Here is a 16,294-nt window from a genome sequence, read left to right as displayed (position 1 = left end):
CAGTCATGACGGCGCGTCACGGACGAGGTCGTCGACATCCAAGGGGGTCACGTGGACAAGTACATTCTGTGGTTTGATCAGCTGGGCATGAACGACGTCGAGCGAGTCGGGGGCAAGAATGCTTCCCTGGGCGAGATGATTTCCAACCTGTCCGGCGCCGGCGTCACGGTGCCTGGCGGTTTCGCCACCACCGCCGAGGCCTATCGCGAGTTTCTCTCCCACGAGGGGCTCAACGATCGAATCAACCAGGAGCTTGCGCGTCTCGACGTCGATGACGTCAATGCCCTTGCCGAGGCCGGCAGCAAGATTCGCCAGTGGGTCATCGATACCCCGCTGCCGCCGGCCTTCGAGGCTGCCCTGCGCGAAGCCTACGAGCTGATGCTCGGCAAGCATCCCAACCTCAAGGTGGCGGTGCGCAGCTCCGCTACCGCCGAGGATCTTCCTGACGCGTCCTTCGCCGGCCAGCAGGAAACCTTCCTCAATATCGAAGGCTACGACAACATCAAGCGGGCGGTGCACGAGGTGTTCGCGTCCTTGTTCAACGACCGCGCGATTTCCTACCGGGTGCACCGTGGCTATGCCCACGAGAACGTGGCGCTGTCCGCCGGCGTGCAGAAGATGGTGCGCTCCGAGACCGGGGCCAGCGGCGTGATGTTCACCCTGGACACCGAGTCCGGCTTCCGTGATGCGGTATTCGTGACCTCGTCATGGGGTCTCGGCGAGACCGTGGTGCAGGGCGCGGTGAACCCTGACGAGTTCTACGTCCACAAGACCACCCTGGCGGCAGGCCGCCCGGCGGTGCTGCGGCGTAACCTCGGCTCCAAGCTGATCAAGATGGTCTACACCGGTGATGCCAGCGCCGGCAAGTCGGTGGAGACCGTGGATGTGCCGCTGTCCGATCGTGGCCGCTTCAGCATCAACGATGAACAGGTGATGGCGCTGGCGCGTCAGGCGATGACCATCGAAGAGCACTACGGCCGTCCCATGGACATCGAGTGGGCACTGGATGGTGACGATCAAAAGCTCTACATCGTTCAGGCACGCCCCGAGACCGTGGTGTCCCAGCAGGAGGGCGGCTCGCTGGAGCGCTTCCAGCTCAAGGAGAAGGGGCGCACCCTGGTCACCGGTCGCGCCATCGGTCAGCGCATCGGTCGCGGTGCGGTCAAGGTCATCCTCAGCCCGGACGAGATGGACAAGGTCAACGCCGGGGACGTGCTGGTCACCGACATGACCGACCCGGACTGGGAACCGATCATGAAGCGCGCTTCTGCCATCGTCACCAACCGTGGCGGGCGCACCTGTCACGCGGCGATCATCGCCCGCGAACTGGGTATCCCGGCGGTGGTGGGCTGTGGTGACGCCACCGACGTGCTGCGCGATGGCCGTGAAGTCACCGTGTCCTGCGCCGAGGGCGATGCCGGCCACGTCTACGATGGTCTGCTGGAGTTCGACCGCAACGTCACCAGCGTCGATGCCATGCCGGACATCCCGTTCAAGATCATGATGAACGTGGGCAACCCGGATCGTGCCTTCAGCTTCTCCACCCTGCCCAACGCCGGTGTCGGCCTGGCGCGTCTGGAGTTCATCATCAACCGCATGATCGGCGTTCACCCCAAGGCGCTGCTGGAATACGACACCCTGCCCAGCGAACTGCAGCAGACCATCGATCTGCGTATCGCCGGCTACGACGATCCGGTCAGCTTCTACGTCGACAAGCTGGTGGAGGGTATCTCGACCCTGGCGGCGGCGTTCTATCCGGAGCGGGTCATCGTGCGAATGTCGGACTTCAAGTCCAACGAGTACGAGAACCTGATCGGCGGCAAGCTCTACGAGCCCGGTGAAGAGAACCCGATGCTCGGTTTCCGCGGCGCCTCGCGCTACATCTCCGAGAACTTCCGGCCGTGCTTCGAGCTTGAGTGTCGCGCGATGAAGCGGGTGCGCGACGAGATGGGCCTCGACAACGTCGAGCTGATGATTCCCTTCGTGCGTACCACCGAAGAAGCCAGTGAAGTGGTCGACCTGCTGGCGGCCAATGGCCTCAAGCGCGGCGACAACGGGCTCAAGGTCATCATGATGTGCGAGCTGCCGGCCAACGCCCTGCTGGCCGATGAGTTCCTCGAGTACTTCGATGGTTTCTCCATTGGCTCCAACGATCTGACCCAGTTGACCCTCGGTCTCGACCGTGACTCCGGTATCGTCGCGCACCTGTTCGATGAGCGGAACCCGGCGGTCAAGAAGCTGCTGGCCATGGCGATCCAGGCCTGCAAGGCCAAGGGCAAGTACGTCGGGATCTGCGGCCAGGGGCCGTCTGATCATCCGGAACTGGCCAAGTGGCTGATGGAGCAGGGCATCGACTCGGTGTCGCTGAACCCGGACGCGGTGCTGGAGACCTGGTTCATGCTGGCCGGCGAGACCATCGGCTGAGTATCACCATGCTGTGAGACGGCGACACGATCGCCTGCCTGTCGACGCCGCGGACCTTCCGCGGCGTCGTTGCGTTGTGCGGGTGTGCGAAACTCGCTCAATCGCCTCGAGGGGCTCCCCAAGTGCCCGCTAACTTGGCACCATGGGAAGCTTTTCTTTTCAGGATCTTGTGATGGCGTATCTGTTGGTCATGGGCAGCGTGCTGCTGTCCATCGGGGTGTGCCTGGGCTGGGCCTGCTGGTCGCTGGGGCGCTGGACTCTCGGGCGGCTGCTGCCAGGGGGGCGTCAGTCATCGGGCACGGCAACACAAAAGGCGAAGCCAGGACCCAGGGCCCGCAGTCGCAGCGATGCCCCGACCAAGGCGTCGAGCAAGGCCGCGAACAAGGCCCAGGCCAAGTCAGAACCCAGGCAGGAACCCAGGGCGTCACGGGGCAAGGCTGCTCCAGCAAAGGCGGTCAAGAACAAGGAGCCTACGCCTCCCTGGGCATTGACTCGGGGCCTGTCACGCTTTGGCTCGGCGCTGCCGCTGGGCCTGCTGATGGCGTTGATATACGGTGTGGTACGCCTGGCCGAGAAGGGCATGGCGGCCAGGGCCGAAAGCACCCCTGAGGGTTATCACCAGTTGGTGTCGGTGCTCGGTGTGACCGCCGTGGCGCTGCTGGCGCTGGCACTGGTCTCGCGGTTCTGCCGCTGGCGTGTCGATCGCTACGAGCGCCGGCAATGAGTCAGCGTAAAGGATGCCGGTGAAACACGCACATGACAGCGAGCCTGCGTGCCGTCTCGACGCTCAGGGCCTATGCTGAATCAAGCAATAAAGACTCTCCCGTATTACTCATCACAAAAGGAGCGGTGATGACATCGCGTACTTCGCCACGGTTGGCGCGTCTGGCGTCTTCCATCGTTTGCGGCAATCTGCTGTTGGCCGGCCTGCTGACGACACCGGCACTTGCCCAGGAGGGGTTTGAATACGCCCGCCCGGATATCTCGCCGGAATCGAGTTCCGGCTATCAGGAGAAGCCCGGCTGGTCGACCTCGTCCTTTGCGGTGGCGGCCGCGAACCCTCTGGCCACCGACGCCGGCTATCAGGTGATCAAGGCCGGAGGCTCGGCCATCGATGCCGCCATCGCGGTGCAGATGGTACTGACGCTGGTGGAACCCCAGTCCAGCGGCATCGGCGGTGGTTCCTTTCTGATGCTGTTCGACGGGGAAGAGGTCCACGCTTTCGATGGCCGTGAAAAGGCCCCGTTGGGCGCCGACGAGTCCCTGTTTCTGAATGCCGACGGCGATCCGATCGACTTCATGACCGCCGTCGAGAGCGGGCGTTCGGTGGGGGTGCCTGGTACCTTGAGGATGCTGGAGCTGGCGCACGACGAATACGGCGAGCTGCCGTGGAAGTCACTGTTTGCGCCGGCCATCACTCTGGCCACGGAGGGTTTCGAGATCAGCCCGCGTCTGCATCAGAGCCTGGTGTCGACGCCAAGCCTTGCCGAGGACGAGATCGCCGGGGCCTACTTCTTCGATGACCAGGGCGAGCCGCTTGAGGTGGGAACGACCCTGCGCAATCCCGCCCTGGCGGCGATTCTGACCAAGGTGGCCGAGGAGGGCAGCTCTGCGTTGCACACCGGCGAGTTTGCCGAGGATCTGGTGTCCCGGGTGCAGAATCACCCGGAGCTGCCCGGTACCCTGAGTCTCGAGGACATGGCGGGTTACGCAGCACTCGAGCGTGAGCCGCTGTGCACTCCCTGGCGTGACTGGGAGGTCTGCGGTTTCCCGCCACCCTCATCGGGACACCTGACCGTGATGCAGATACTCGGCATGATGGAGGCCTTGCCGGAGATCGAGACCGCCATCCACGAGGGCGTGCCCACGGCGGACTGGCTGCATCCGTTTCTCGAGGCCTCGCGGCTGGCCTTTGCCGATCGCGGCCGCTACATCGGTGACAGCGATTTTGTCGAACCCCCCGGCGGTGACTGGAACACGCTGCTGGCACCGGACTATCTGGCCAAGCGCGCCGAGCTGATCAAGCAGCAGAGCATGGGCAGCGGCGAGGCGCGCCCCGGCAACCCCGGTTCGCTGGAGACCGCCTACGCCTCCCAGCCCCAGCAGCCCGAGCACGGCACCAGCCATATCAGCATCGTCGACCCTCGGGGTCAGGCGGTCGCCATGACCTCGAGCATCGAGCAGGCGTTTGGTTCGCGCATCATGGCCAACGGTGGCGGCGAGCTTGATGGCGGCTATCTGCTCAACAATGAGTTGACCGACTTTTCCTTCACGCCGACGGATGAGCAGGGCACACCGATCGCCAACCGGGTGCAGCCCGGCAAGCGGCCGCGTTCGAGCATGAGTCCGACGCTGGTGTTCGAGCGTGAGAGCGGCGAGCTGGTAGCGAGTCTCGGGTCTCCCGGAGGCGCCGCGATCATCCACTACACCGCCCAGACGCTGGATGCCATGCTTACGCGTGGTGTGGACGCCCAGCAGGCGCTCGATCTGCCCCATGCGATCACCACCGGTGGCACCGTCTATCTGGAGCAGGGGCGCTTCCCCGAGGCCACGCTGCGCGATCTGCGGGGACTTGGCCACGAGGTCGAGACCCGCGAGTTGACCAGCGGTCTGCAGGCGCTGAAGGTCACCGAGGATGGCTTCTATGGGGGTGCCGACCCCCGCCGTGAAGGCGTGGTCATGGGCGACTGAGGCGTGCCATTTCCTCCACGGACTGATGTTGCCCCCGCTTCCGGCTACCGCCGGGGCGGGGGTTCTTCGTTCAGTCGTCGGCCAGCCAGTGGCGCAGCTTGGTCAGCAGTAGCTCGGCGTCGCTCATCCTGCGTCGTTCGCGCAGCAGTGCGCTGAGTCTTTCGGGGCGGTCGGTGATGATGCCGTCCACGCCCATGTCGATAAGTCTGGCCATGCGGCCAGGATCGTTGACCGTCCAGGCGTAGAGCGGCGTCTGGTTGAGGTGGGCGCGTCGCATTTGATCATCGTCGATCTGGCTGTTGCGCAGGCCGAGCCCGTCGAAGCGACGCTGCGGCAGGCTGCCGGGCAGGGCCCACTCTGCCAGCAGCAGTGTCCTGGCGCGAGGCTCCTGGGCGTCGATCAGGTGGATCTGACGGTACGACAAGGACGCAAGCCAAGTGGTCTCGAATAGCCTGGGATCGCCACAGATCATGCGCGCCAGGCGGTCTTCTGCCTGGTCTCGGCAGTGCAGGCGCCAGCGGCGTTCGGCGTCGAGCTCTGCCACGACCGCCTCGATCAGCGCCTGTTCCTGGCCACGGCTCGGCTTGAGCTCGATGATCAAGTCGGCGCGGCCACGCACCGCAGCCAGGGCCTGGTCGAGCCTGGCCAGGCGTTCGCCGGCGAAGGCATGACTGAAGCCTGATCCCACATCCAGCGTTGCCAACTCCTGCCAATTCAGGTCGGTGACCCGCCGCGGATCTCCCGCAAGACGCTGCAGCGTGGCATCGTGGCTCAGCACCACGCTGCCGTCGGCACTCAGGCGCACATCGATCTCGACCTGATCGGCGCCATCTTCCAGGGCCTGGCGGATGGCCGACAGGCTGTTTTCCGGCGCCACCTCCGAACTACCCCGGTGGGCGATCACCTCGACCTCGTCATTGAGCTCCTGTCGCTCCACCATCAGCCACGCCTGGGAGACGGCAAATACCAGGATGCCGACCTCCACCGCCCAGGCCAGCCGCCCCGGGTGGGCGTCAGCCGGTGGGGGATCGGGGCGCGGCAGTCGATGGGCGCGGCGCAGGTACAGGCAGGTCGCCAGCAGGGCGTTGAGCACGATCACCGCGAAGGCGACACTGAGCGTCAGCAGGGTCGCGGCGGTGACCACCAGCAACATGGTCGTGATGACCACCGCGCCGATCTCGGGCAGTGTCGACAAGAGGGGGGCGACCCAGGCGCTGAAGGCGATCGACACCGCCGACGGCAGCACCAGCAGTACCGCCAGCATCGAAAAGATGACCCGCGCAAGTCCCCCCTGGCGGTGCCGGGTCAACTGGTAGCTGCGGCGCATCGCTGCGACAGGCGAGAGACCCTCCAGTACCACGCAAGGCAGCGCCAGCCACCATCGGATGTAGAGTCGCGCCGCCAGCGCGGCCCAGAGTCCGACCAGTGGAAGCAGGGTCGAGGTGTAGAGCCAGAAGGCCGGTGGGCGCACCCGCCGCACATAGTAGGGATCCAGGTGACCGAGCAGGGAATCGTGGACCAGGCTGGCACAGGCGGCGACGAGGGTCAGGGCCAGCAGGTGAATCGACACCTGCAGGCTGGCGAGGCCCAACAGTCTGGGAAGACGATGCAGGCTCTGCCACAGGGCGATCAAGGCCTGACGCGCGTGGGAGCCCTGGCGCTCCACCGCCACCAGCATCATCCCGGCCTGCTGCAGGTAGAGCAGTGTCAGCAGGATGACGGCAAAGGCGAGGATCCAGCTGAAGCCGAGCGGCGACAGCAGCAGCTCGACCGCATCCACCGTGGTGACCAGGGGGCGGCCAACCCGGGAAAGCCAGCCGGCCAGCAGCCAGCCCATGGCCGGCAGCAATGCAGCCGAGGCGAACAGCGTGAACAGTAGATGGTAGGCCAGCAGAGGACGCAGGTGGTCATGCAGGCTGGTGTAGACATCCCTGGCAAGCGTCATGAGTCTAAAGTGTGCCGTTGGACGTGGGTAGCAGGAGCAGGGGGCGCTGCGCGCCGAGGACCCACCGAGTGGGCGATGGCGTCAGTGGTGGGGGTCACAGGACCCCCGGCGGTCGGTGGACCAAGGAAGAACGATGGCCCGTCAATCGAGTTCGAGGCGGGACTCGGCGACCAGAATGCCGTTGTTGTCGGCGTAGACCCATTGGCCCGGTGCGAAGTCGACACCGGCGAAGGCGACGGGAACATCACGCTGGCCTTCGCCGCGCTTCTCGCTCTTGCGTGGGTGGGCGCCGAGGGCCTGGATGCCCAGGTCGGTCTCCGCCAGGATGTCCACGTCGCGCACACAGCCATACATGATCACCCCGGCCCAGCCATTGCCGGCCGCCTGTTCCGCGAGCATGTCGCCGAGCATGGCGCAGCGGGTTGACCCGCCTGCGTCCACCACCAGCACTGCGCCGTCTCCTGGTTCGGCGACCGCCTGCTTGACCAGCGAGTTGTCTTCGAAGCACTTGACCGTTTTCACCGGGCCGAAGAAGGCCTCCTGGCCCCCGTAGTTGACGAAGATCGGGTCGCACACCGCCACCTCTGGGTAGGCGTCGCAGATATCGGGCGTGACAATCTGGGTCATTGGAGCGTCTCCGTGGCTAGTCCTGGCATGATGCCACAGGTGTCGATGTTATCCAGCCCCCGGGGGAAGACGGGCTGAGGAGGTCGAGTGTGGTAATCGAATTCTGTGATCTCTGATAAATTGTGCGCGAGTCGTCATATCGATCGTTGGAAAGTGGCGTCGTTTCACCGGCTTGTCCACGTTCAGCCCAGAGATGTGATCGATGCCCTGGCGAAGCGCCCTGGCAATCCGCCTGATTTTTTTCCACTGAAGGTACGATGATTTGCCTGGCACCCGAGTGCGAGTGCATGTCGTTGGCCTCCGTTCGGTGGTGGTGAGTTCCTCTCATGATTCCGGCATCAGATCGGCGCCTACCTTTCGTGCTGCAGGCGATCCGATAGCGGGCTGGGCCGAGGGTCAGTCGTGCAAGGCCGGTACTATGCAGCGCTGAAAGCCACGGGGGAAGACGGAGGCGCCAGCGCGATAGCGGTGTCGCCAGGCTCGCCCCTTGAATCCAAAGATCCGTTGCGGATAAGGCGATCTTGAGGCCATTGCCGATTTCCGCATAATCCATCGGCGATGACCAAGTTCGGCCGTCGCAATGCCAGCCGTCCGCATATCTTTGGCCAGGTGAAAGGCGTCACTCGGCCAAGCTCCAGTCGTGCGTTGATCGTGCAAGCCGCGGACCCGGCGTCTTTCCTTCTTGGCATCGACACAGGGGATGGCGTCATGGCGAACCAGAGCAGTGATTTCAGGGTGGATGAGGCGGGGCTGGATGACGGCACCCGGGCGGGAACCGTTGCGACCTCGGTAGGGGGCGTCTATGAGCGGCCGCCCGGAGGACAGATCGAGGGCTTTGTCGTCAACGGTGTCGACCTGACCGGTGGCGGCAGCCTCAGCGGTGACTTTGGCACCCTGACGGTGGCGGTGGACGCCCAGGGCAACTATCGCTGGGACTACCAGTTGACCGACAACTCTGACGATCACCGTTCCCAGGGGCGCGGCGACGAGGGCATCAACGATCCGTTCAAGGTGGAAGTGAACGGCGGAAGCCAAGGTGTGCAGACCGACAATCTGCGGATTTTCGTCAAGGATGACGTGCCCGATGCCACCGCCACGGCACCGAGCTCGGTGGCCGAAGGGGAGGTGGCGCGCGGTACCTGGTCGGTCAATGCTGGCGCCGATGGTCTGCGTGAAATGCGCGTCTATGTGTCGGAGGAGAGCGGCTTCTATCGCCTGGACACACCCATCGAGTTGTCGGTGGGCACCCTGATCGTGAACTCCGACGGTAGCTGGGAGTTCGAGGCCAGGGACGGGCTCGACCAGACCACCCATCCGGAGCTCGAGTTTACCCTCAGGCCCATCGATAACGATGGTGACCGCGGACGGGCGAAGGTCACCGTAGAGATCACCGACGCCAATGTCCCCACGACGCCGACGAGCGATGACGATCCCTACACCCGGTCTCCCTCGGTGGTGCTCGACGAGGACGGCCTGGCTGGGGGCAACCCCGGAGGCCCTGAGGACGTGGCCGGTGAGGCCACCAGTGCCAGCGCGCGGCTTGGCTATGACTTTGGTGCCGATGGACCTGCCGCCAGCGGGGCCTTCTACTGGACCACGGACGGCCTGCCGACCAATCTGCAGAGCCAGGGCAGCGCCGTCGTCTACGAGGTGTCGGCCGACGGCCTCAGCCTGACCGGCCGTGACGAGGTGAGCGGCGAAGCCGTGTTCACGGTGGTGCGCGCAGATGACTCGGATCTGGTAACGGTGTCCCTGCTGCGCCCGCTGGATCACTTCGCCACCGGCACCGAGGACGACATCGATCTGTCTTTCGGCTACGTGGTGAAGGATGCCGATGGCAGCGAGGCCAAGGGCTATCTGGCGGTCACCGTCGACGACGACACCCCAGTGGTCGTCGACGACTATTCCAGCGCCGGGTCCGGCGAGTCGGTGAGCGCGGATGTGCTGGCCAATGACAGCCCGGGCGCAGATCTGGGGCACCTGGTCAGTGCCGAAGTGGTATCGGGCCAGGGGCAGGTGGTGATCAATGACGACCAGACGCTGACCTTCATCCCCGCTGATGATTTCAGCGGCACCGCCCGCATCAAGTACAAGGTGCTGGACTGCGACGGAGACCCGATGGTCGGCCACTGGACCGTCAAGGTCGAGGACACCGATGGCAAGCCGGTGACCAGTGATGTGCATCGCATCGTGCTCGATGAGGATGGATTGCCAGGGGGTAATGCCGGCGGCAATGGCGACGTGGTTGGTGAGCCGATCAGCGCCGTGAGGGACCTCCAGATTGACTTTGGTGCCGATGGACCGGCGGCGGGAGGCGGCTTCGCCTGGAGTGCGGACATCGCGCTGACCGCAGGCCCCCAGAGCCCTACCGACGACAATCCTCGCAGTGATCTCGATGGCCTCACCTCCCAGGGTAGCGAGGTGAGCTTTGAGGTGGTCGATGGGGGGCGTGGCCTGATCGGCCGCAACGAGGCAGGCGAGAGTGTCATTACGGTGAGTCTGGAAGACGGCTCGGACGTGGCTCGCGCCGTTCTGCATCGACCCATCGATCATCTGCGGCCGTTCAGCGAGGACAATATCTTCCTTGGTCTGTCCTACACGGTCACCGACGCCGACGGTGACACCGCTCAGGGGCAGCTCGAGCTGCTCATCGATGACGACACCGCAGAGACCGAGGATGACAGCTCGGTATCCGACAATGGTGCTGCGGTGACCCTGGACGTGCTGGCCAATGATGCCGTCGGCGCCGATGGTGGCCGCGTGACAGCCGCCAATGTGGTGGGAGACAGCGAGGTTACCGGCTCGGTAGTGCTCAACCAGGACGGCACCCTGACCTTTACCCCCGACCCCGGCCAGAGTGGTGTGGCCACCGTGCGTTACACCCTGACCGACGGCGATGGCGACCCTCGCTTTGCCGAGTGGACAATCATCGTGGACGCCGACGGTACCCCGACGACGCCGAGTGGTGATGACGTGCCCGTGGCAGTGGTCGATGAGGATGGCCTGGCGGGAGGTATCGCGGGGGGTATCGACGATGTCGCGGGTGAAGCGACTCAGGTGGCCGGAGTGCTTGGCTACGATGCCGGCACGGATGGCGCCGGCGACTTCCGCTGGTTGGCCCCGAGTCCGAGTGGGCTGACCTCCGGGGGCATGCCGGTCATGTTCTCGCTCAGCGGCGATGGTCGCCAGTTGGTGGGCAGCGCAGGCGGCAGCGTCGTCTTGACGGCGGTACTGACCAATCTGCTCACGGGTGCCTATCAGGTCACCCTGGCCGGTCCGCTGGACCACAGCGACCCTGGCTCCGAGGATGACATTGATCTGACCCTGAACTACGTCGTCAGCGATAGTGACGGCGACGAAGCCCAGGGCAGCTTGAATGTCGTGGTCGACGACGATTCGCCGCTGGCGGCGGACGACGCGGCAAGCGCGAGCGGCGGCGCGCCGGTGGTCATCGAGGTGCTCGACAACGATCAAGTGGGTGCCGATGGGGCAAGCGTGACGGCGGCTGCGGTGCGTGGAGGAGACAGCGTCGGTACGGTAAGCGTGAACACCGACGGATCGCTGACCTTCGTCCCCAACCCGACCTTTGGCGGGCAGGCGGTGATCGATTACACCCTGACCGACAACGATGGGGATAGCGCCGAGGCCGAAGCGACGGTCAGCGTCGAAGGTCCTGCGGACGAACTGGTGGTGGGGGACAACGACGACGATAACGAAGCGACAGGGGCCGGCGGCGACGTGCTGATCGGTGATCGAGGTGGCCTGGAGGCGGTGCTGACGCCGGCCACCAACTACAATATTTCGCTGATTGTCGATACCACCGGCAGCATGGTGGTGCCGTCGGGGACGCCAGGCCTGAGTCGACTCGAGCTGGTTCAGGCGGCGCTCAAGAACCTGTTGACCGACCTGGTGGCCCATGACGGCCAGATCAATCTGCAGATCGTCGATTTCGGCACCAATGCCGTCGATCATATCGTCATCGACCTCAACAGCGCTGACGATATCGCCAATGTGGTGAGCTTCATCGACGGTTTCAGGGCGGAGGGCGGCACCAATCTGGAAGCCGGCATTCGCACTGCATCTGGGTGGCTGGCGGCGCAGGACGCCGATCCCCAATTCGCTGACTTCGAGGACCTGAGCTTCATCCTGACCGATGGTGGGCCCACACACTACACGGATGATGCCGGACGCACGGTGAGCGCCACAGCGATCGACGCCACCGCCATCAAGGAGGCCGCCGACGCCTATACCGAGCTGGCCGCGCTCAGTAGCGTGCGAGCGGTCGGTATCGGTGACGCGACCAGGGAAGATGTTCTCGAGTTTTTCGACAATACGGATGTGTCGGGCACCGGGGCGCTGTCTTACCAGGGCACCGTGGTCGATGGTGTCAGGCTTGCCAATTTCACGCGCGGTTCGACGGACGCGCTGAGGGTGGAGACCTGGACCAAGGTCTCCGACGCCAACACGGTGGCGGCCCAGTTCGGGGGCAAGTTGCGGATCAGGGACAACGCCAATGACGACCAGGCGGCGGAAGTGGTCAGTACCTCTTTCTTCGTCGATGACGATCCCGATGACCAGCTGTACACCTCGCTGCTGTTTCGCTACAGCACCAGTGTGTTCAGTCAGTCGAACGATTCGATGGGTTATGTGGTCGAGGTGCGCGAAGGTGGCCAATGGCAGGAGTACGCCAGCAGTTCACTGACCTACGCCCCGAACTGGACGACGGTCGATACCGGCTTTCTCGAGTCGGGGGAGTATCGTCTCCGGTTCCTGGTCGACAGCGGCAACCGCACCAACGACAGTCTCGATATCGATCAGATTCGACTGGAGCAGCGCCTGCTCGACGATGGAGACATTCTCGAGACCGGGCAGGTGGAGGTGGTCAATACCGCCGAAGAACTGGAAGCGGCCCTGTTTGGCGGAGGCAGCCAGGCCGAGTTGGCCGCGCTCGGCGATGATGTCCTGGCAGGCAACGAGGGAGACGATGTCCTGTTCGGCGATACCGTCAACAGCGATGGACTGTCCTGGGTGGATGGCGACAGTGGCGAGAGTTTCCAGGCGGGAGAACACGATGGCTTGGGTTATCTCGGCCTTGTCGAGTTCCTGAGGTGGGGCGTGAATGGTGGGGCGGAGCCGACGGATCAGCAGATCATCGACTACGTCAGAGACAACGTCGAGACCCTTGCTATCGCGGATCGGTCTGACGGTGGCAACGACAGCCTGTCCGGCGGCGCCGGTGATGACATCCTGATCGGTGGCGGCGGCGACGACCTGCTGATCGGCGGTGCCGATGATGATCTGTTGGTCGGTGGTGCCGGGGCCGATGTCTTTGCCTGGGAGTTTGGTGACGCGGGCAGCACAACGTCACCGGCCCAGGACACCGTGGCCGACTTCACCGCCGGCGAGTATGGCGTTGAGGCCGAGGCCGACCGGCTCGATCTTGCCGATCTTCTTCAGGGCGCCGACGAGGACAATCTGGCGGACTACCTTCAGGCCAGTCAGGACGGGGACGATACCCTGTTGTCCATCAGCAGCGAAGGCAACCTGGCGGCTGGAGGTGTCAACGCCGATCAGGTCGTTGTGCTTCAGGGCGTGCAGATGGGCGCAGACGGTGACGCCTTCCTGCAGAACCTGCTCGACGATGGTCAGTTGAGGGTGGAGTAAAGCAGGCGAGGGAAGCACGTGAGGGAAGATGGGGTGGGCGGTCAGCCGCCCACCCAGTGACACGGCCTTTGCTGGCAAGGCATGAAAAAGCGCCCCGGGGAGTTGAACGCAACTCGCTCCCCGGGGCGCTTCCTTGTGATTCAAGGCTCGAGTCGGTCTGGCGACAGGCTCGAGCCGTTGACCGTCAGATGATTCAGGCTTCCTGAGCCACCGGAATCACGTTCGAGGCGGCCTTCTGGTACTCCTCGATTTCGTGGAAGTTCATGTAGCGATAGATCTCGCCGGCCATGGCGTCGAACTCGCCCATGTAGCGACGGTACTCATCGACGCTCGGCAAGCGACCTTCCACGGCGGCCACGGCGGCCAGTTCGGCGGAGGCCAGGAAGACGTCGGCGCCATCACCCAGACGGTTGGGGAAGTTGCGAGTGGAGGTGGATACCACCGTGCTCTTGGCGGCGACGCGGGCCTGGTTACCCATGCACAGCGAGCAACCCGGCATTTCCATGCGTGCGCCGGCGCGGCCGTAGATGCCGTAGTAGCCTTCCTCGGTCAGCTGGTGCTGGTCCATCTTGGTCGGCGGGGCGAGCCACAGCTTGGTCTTCAGGCTGCCGGCGGGCTGCTTTTCGAGCAGCTTGCCGGCGGCGCGGAAGTGGCCGATGTTGGTCATGCACGAACCGATGAACACCTCGTCGATGCTCTGACCTGCCACCTCGGACAGCAGACGGGCGTCGTCCGGGTCGTTGGGGGCACACAGTACCGGCTCCTTGAGCTGCTCCAGGTCGATCTCGATGACCTCGGCATACTCGGCGTCGGCGTCTGCGCGCATCAGGCTCGGGTCGGCCAGCCACTCTTCCATGGCTAGGATGCGACGCTCGATGGTGCGCTTGTCACCGTAGCCATTGGCGATCATCCACTTGAGCAGGGTGATGTTCGACTTCAGGTACTCGGAGACAGAGTCTTCGGACAGGGTGATGGTGCAGCCCGCCGCGGAGCGCTCGGCACTGGCATCGGACAGCTCGAAGGCCTGCTCGACGGTAAGATCCTCGAGGCCCTCGATCTCCAGCACGCGACCAGAGAAGGCGTTCTTCTTGCCGGACTTCTCGACGGTCAGAAGCCCCTTCTGGATGGCGTAGTAGGGAATGGCATGGACCAGGTCACGCAGGGTGACACCAGGCTGACGCTTGCCCTTGAAGCGCACCAGGATGGACTCCGGCATGTCCAGCGGCATGACACCGGTGGCAGCGGCGAAGGCCACCAGGCCAGAGCCCGCCGGGAAGGAGATGCCCATCGGGAAACGCGTGTGGGAGTCACCGCCGGTGCCGACGGTGTCCGGCAGCAGCATGCGGTTCAGCCAGGAGTGGATGATGCCGTCGCCCGGGCGCAGCGATACACCGCCACGGTTCATGATGAAGTCCGGCAGGGTGTGGTGGGTTTCCACGTCCACCGGCTTCGGGTAGGCACTGGTGTGGCAGAACGACTGCATGACCAGATCCGCCTGGAAGCCCAGGCAGGCCAGGTCCTTGAGCTCGTCACGGGTCATCGGACCGGTGGTGTCCTGAGAGCCGACGGTGGTCATCTTCGGCTCGCAGTACATGCCGGGACGCACGCCTTCCAGGCCGCAGGCCTTGCCGACCATCTTCTGGGCCAGGGTGAAGCCCTTGCCGGTGTCCTTGGGCTGCTCGGGCAGACGGAAGACGTCGGACTGCTCCAGACCCAGCGTCTTGCGGGCGTTGTCGGTGAGACCGCGACCGATGATCAGCGGGATACGACCGCCTGCGCGGACCTCGTCGAGGATGACCTGGGTCTTCAGCTCGAAGGTGGAGATCACTTCGTCGGTGTCGTGACGGCAGACCTTGCCTTCGTAAGGGTAGACGTCGATGACGTCGCCCATTTCCATCTTCGACACATCCATCTCGACCGGCAGGGCGCCGGCGTCTTCCATGGTGTTGAAGAAGATCGGGGCGATCTTGCCGCCGAAGCAGAAGCCACCGGCGCGCTTGTTGGGCACGTTGGGGATGTCGTCGCCGAAGAACCACAGCACCGAGTTGGTGGCGGACTTGCGCGAGGAACCGGTACCCACGACATCGCCGACGTAGGCGACCGGGAAGCCCTTGGCCTTGACCGCTTCGATCTGCGCCATGGGGCCCTTGGTGCCGGGGACCTCGGGCTCGATGCCGTCACGCTCGTTCTTGAGCATGGCGTTGGCATGCAGCGGAATATCCGGACGTGACCAGGCGTCGGGGGCCGGGGACAGGTCGTCGGTGTTGGTCTCGCCGGGCACCTTGAACACGGTCAGGGTGATCTTGTCGGCCAGTGCCGGCTTGGACAGGAACCATTCGGCGTCGGCCCAGGACTGCATCACGTCCTTGGCCACCTCGTTGCCGGCCTTGGCGCGGTCGGCGACGTCGTGGAAGGCGTCGAACATCAGCAGGGTGTGCTTGAGCTGCTCGCCGGCTTCCTTGGCAAGCTCGGCATCATCGAGCAGTTCGACCAGGGTCGCGATGTTGTAACCACCCTGCATGGTGCCCAGCAGCTTGACGGCATGCACCTTGTCGATGAGCGGAGATTCGGCTTCGCCCTTGGCCAGGGCGGTCAGGAAACCGGCCTTGACGTAGGCGGCCTCGTCCACCCCGGGCGGAACGCGGTTGGTCAGCAGATCGAGGACAGTCTCTTCTTCTCCGGCGGGCGGCGCCTTGAGCAGTTCGACCAGTTCGGCGACCTGTTCGGCGTTCAGCGGCTTGGGGGGAATGCCTTCCTGGGCACGCTCTTCGACATGTTGGCGATAGGCTTCAAGCACGTGGGGGCCCTCATTGGTTTGTGGTGGTCACGCTCGAACGCGTCTCGCTCGAACGTGAGGGACACGCTGTCAACGGTGGCCGGGATTCTAGAATAAACTGTCGACAATGTTAAGAGAGCCCGTCATGACGGGCTTTGAACTTTGGT

At 64.4% G+C, this 16,294-nt stretch carries 7 protein-coding genes; 4 read left to right on the top strand and 3 right to left on the bottom strand.

Features of this window, described 5'->3' with window-relative positions; translation table 11 throughout:
* Positions 1 to 51: 51 nt before the first annotated feature.
* From ppsA to ggt, 3 genes are all read left to right on the top strand, one after another.
* Entirely contained in the window at positions 52 to 2,424 is a 2,373-nt protein-coding gene (gene ppsA / locus NFI08_RS18645; protein ID WP_045994922.1) for a phosphoenolpyruvate synthase, read from the top strand.
* A gap of 172 nt (positions 2,425 to 2,596) precedes the next feature.
* Positions 2,597 to 3,148, top strand: a complete 552-nt coding sequence (locus NFI08_RS18640) for a hypothetical protein (protein ID WP_349591214.1) — start codon at positions 2,597 to 2,599, stop codon at positions 3,146 to 3,148.
* 128 nt (positions 3,149 to 3,276) lie between these two features.
* A complete protein-coding gene (ggt, locus tag NFI08_RS18635; protein WP_349591213.1) occupies positions 3,277 to 5,115 on the top strand; it encodes a gamma-glutamyltransferase in 1,839 nt (612 codons plus the stop codon).
* 70 nt (positions 5,116 to 5,185) lie between these two features.
* Here the strand turns inward: ggt and NFI08_RS18630 are convergent, their stop codons facing one another.
* Together NFI08_RS18630 and rraA are read right to left on the bottom strand one after the other, a co-directional pair.
* Positions 5,186 to 7,060: a glycerophosphodiester phosphodiesterase family protein gene (locus tag NFI08_RS18630; RefSeq protein WP_349591212.1), complete on the bottom strand. Its 1,875-nt coding sequence runs from the start codon at positions 7,058 to 7,060 to the stop codon at positions 5,186 to 5,188.
* A gap of 141 nt (positions 7,061 to 7,201) precedes the next feature.
* Entirely contained in the window at positions 7,202 to 7,687 is a 486-nt protein-coding gene (gene rraA, locus NFI08_RS18625; RefSeq protein WP_045994927.1) for a ribonuclease E activity regulator RraA, read from the bottom strand.
* A 708-nt stretch (positions 7,688 to 8,395) separates the two neighbouring features.
* Here rraA and NFI08_RS18620 point away from each other — a divergent pair.
* Positions 8,396 to 13,351, top strand: coding sequence for an Ig-like domain-containing protein (locus tag NFI08_RS18620; protein WP_349591211.1), 4,956 nt, complete (start codon positions 8,396 to 8,398; stop codon positions 13,349 to 13,351).
* Between the two features lie 193 nt (positions 13,352 to 13,544).
* On the opposite strand, the gene acnB is transcribed toward NFI08_RS18620, so the two are convergent.
* Positions 13,545 to 16,148: a bifunctional aconitate hydratase 2/2-methylisocitrate dehydratase gene (gene acnB, locus NFI08_RS18615; RefSeq protein WP_045994929.1), complete on the bottom strand. Its 2,604-nt coding sequence runs from the start codon at positions 16,146 to 16,148 to the stop codon at positions 13,545 to 13,547.
* Positions 16,149 to 16,294: the final 146 nt, after the last annotated feature.

It is taken from the genome of Halomonas sp. EF61 (genome assembly GCF_040147045.1).
GTDB classification, from domain to species: Bacteria; Pseudomonadota; Gammaproteobacteria; order Pseudomonadales; family Halomonadaceae; genus Halomonas; species Halomonas litopenaei.
Note: the sequence above shows the minus strand (reverse complement) of the source record. Positions and strands in the feature narration are given on the sequence as shown.

Excerpts from the sequence above, each read along its gene's own strand:
- NFI08_RS18640 (WP_349591214.1), top strand. The coding sequence starts at position 2,597 with ATGGCGTATCTGTTGGTCATGGGCAGCGTGCTGCTGTCCATCGGGGTG.
- ggt (WP_349591213.1), top strand. The coding sequence starts at position 3,277 with ATGACATCGCGTACTTCGCCACGGTTGGCGCGTCTGGCGTCTTCCATC.
- NFI08_RS18630 (WP_349591212.1), bottom strand. The coding sequence starts at position 7,060 with ATGACGCTTGCCAGGGATGTCTACACCAGCCTGCATGACCACCTGCGT.
- rraA (WP_045994927.1), bottom strand. The coding sequence starts at position 7,687 with ATGACCCAGATTGTCACGCCCGATATCTGCGACGCCTACCCAGAGGTG.
- NFI08_RS18620 (WP_349591211.1), top strand. The coding sequence starts at position 8,396 with ATGGCGAACCAGAGCAGTGATTTCAGGGTGGATGAGGCGGGGCTGGAT.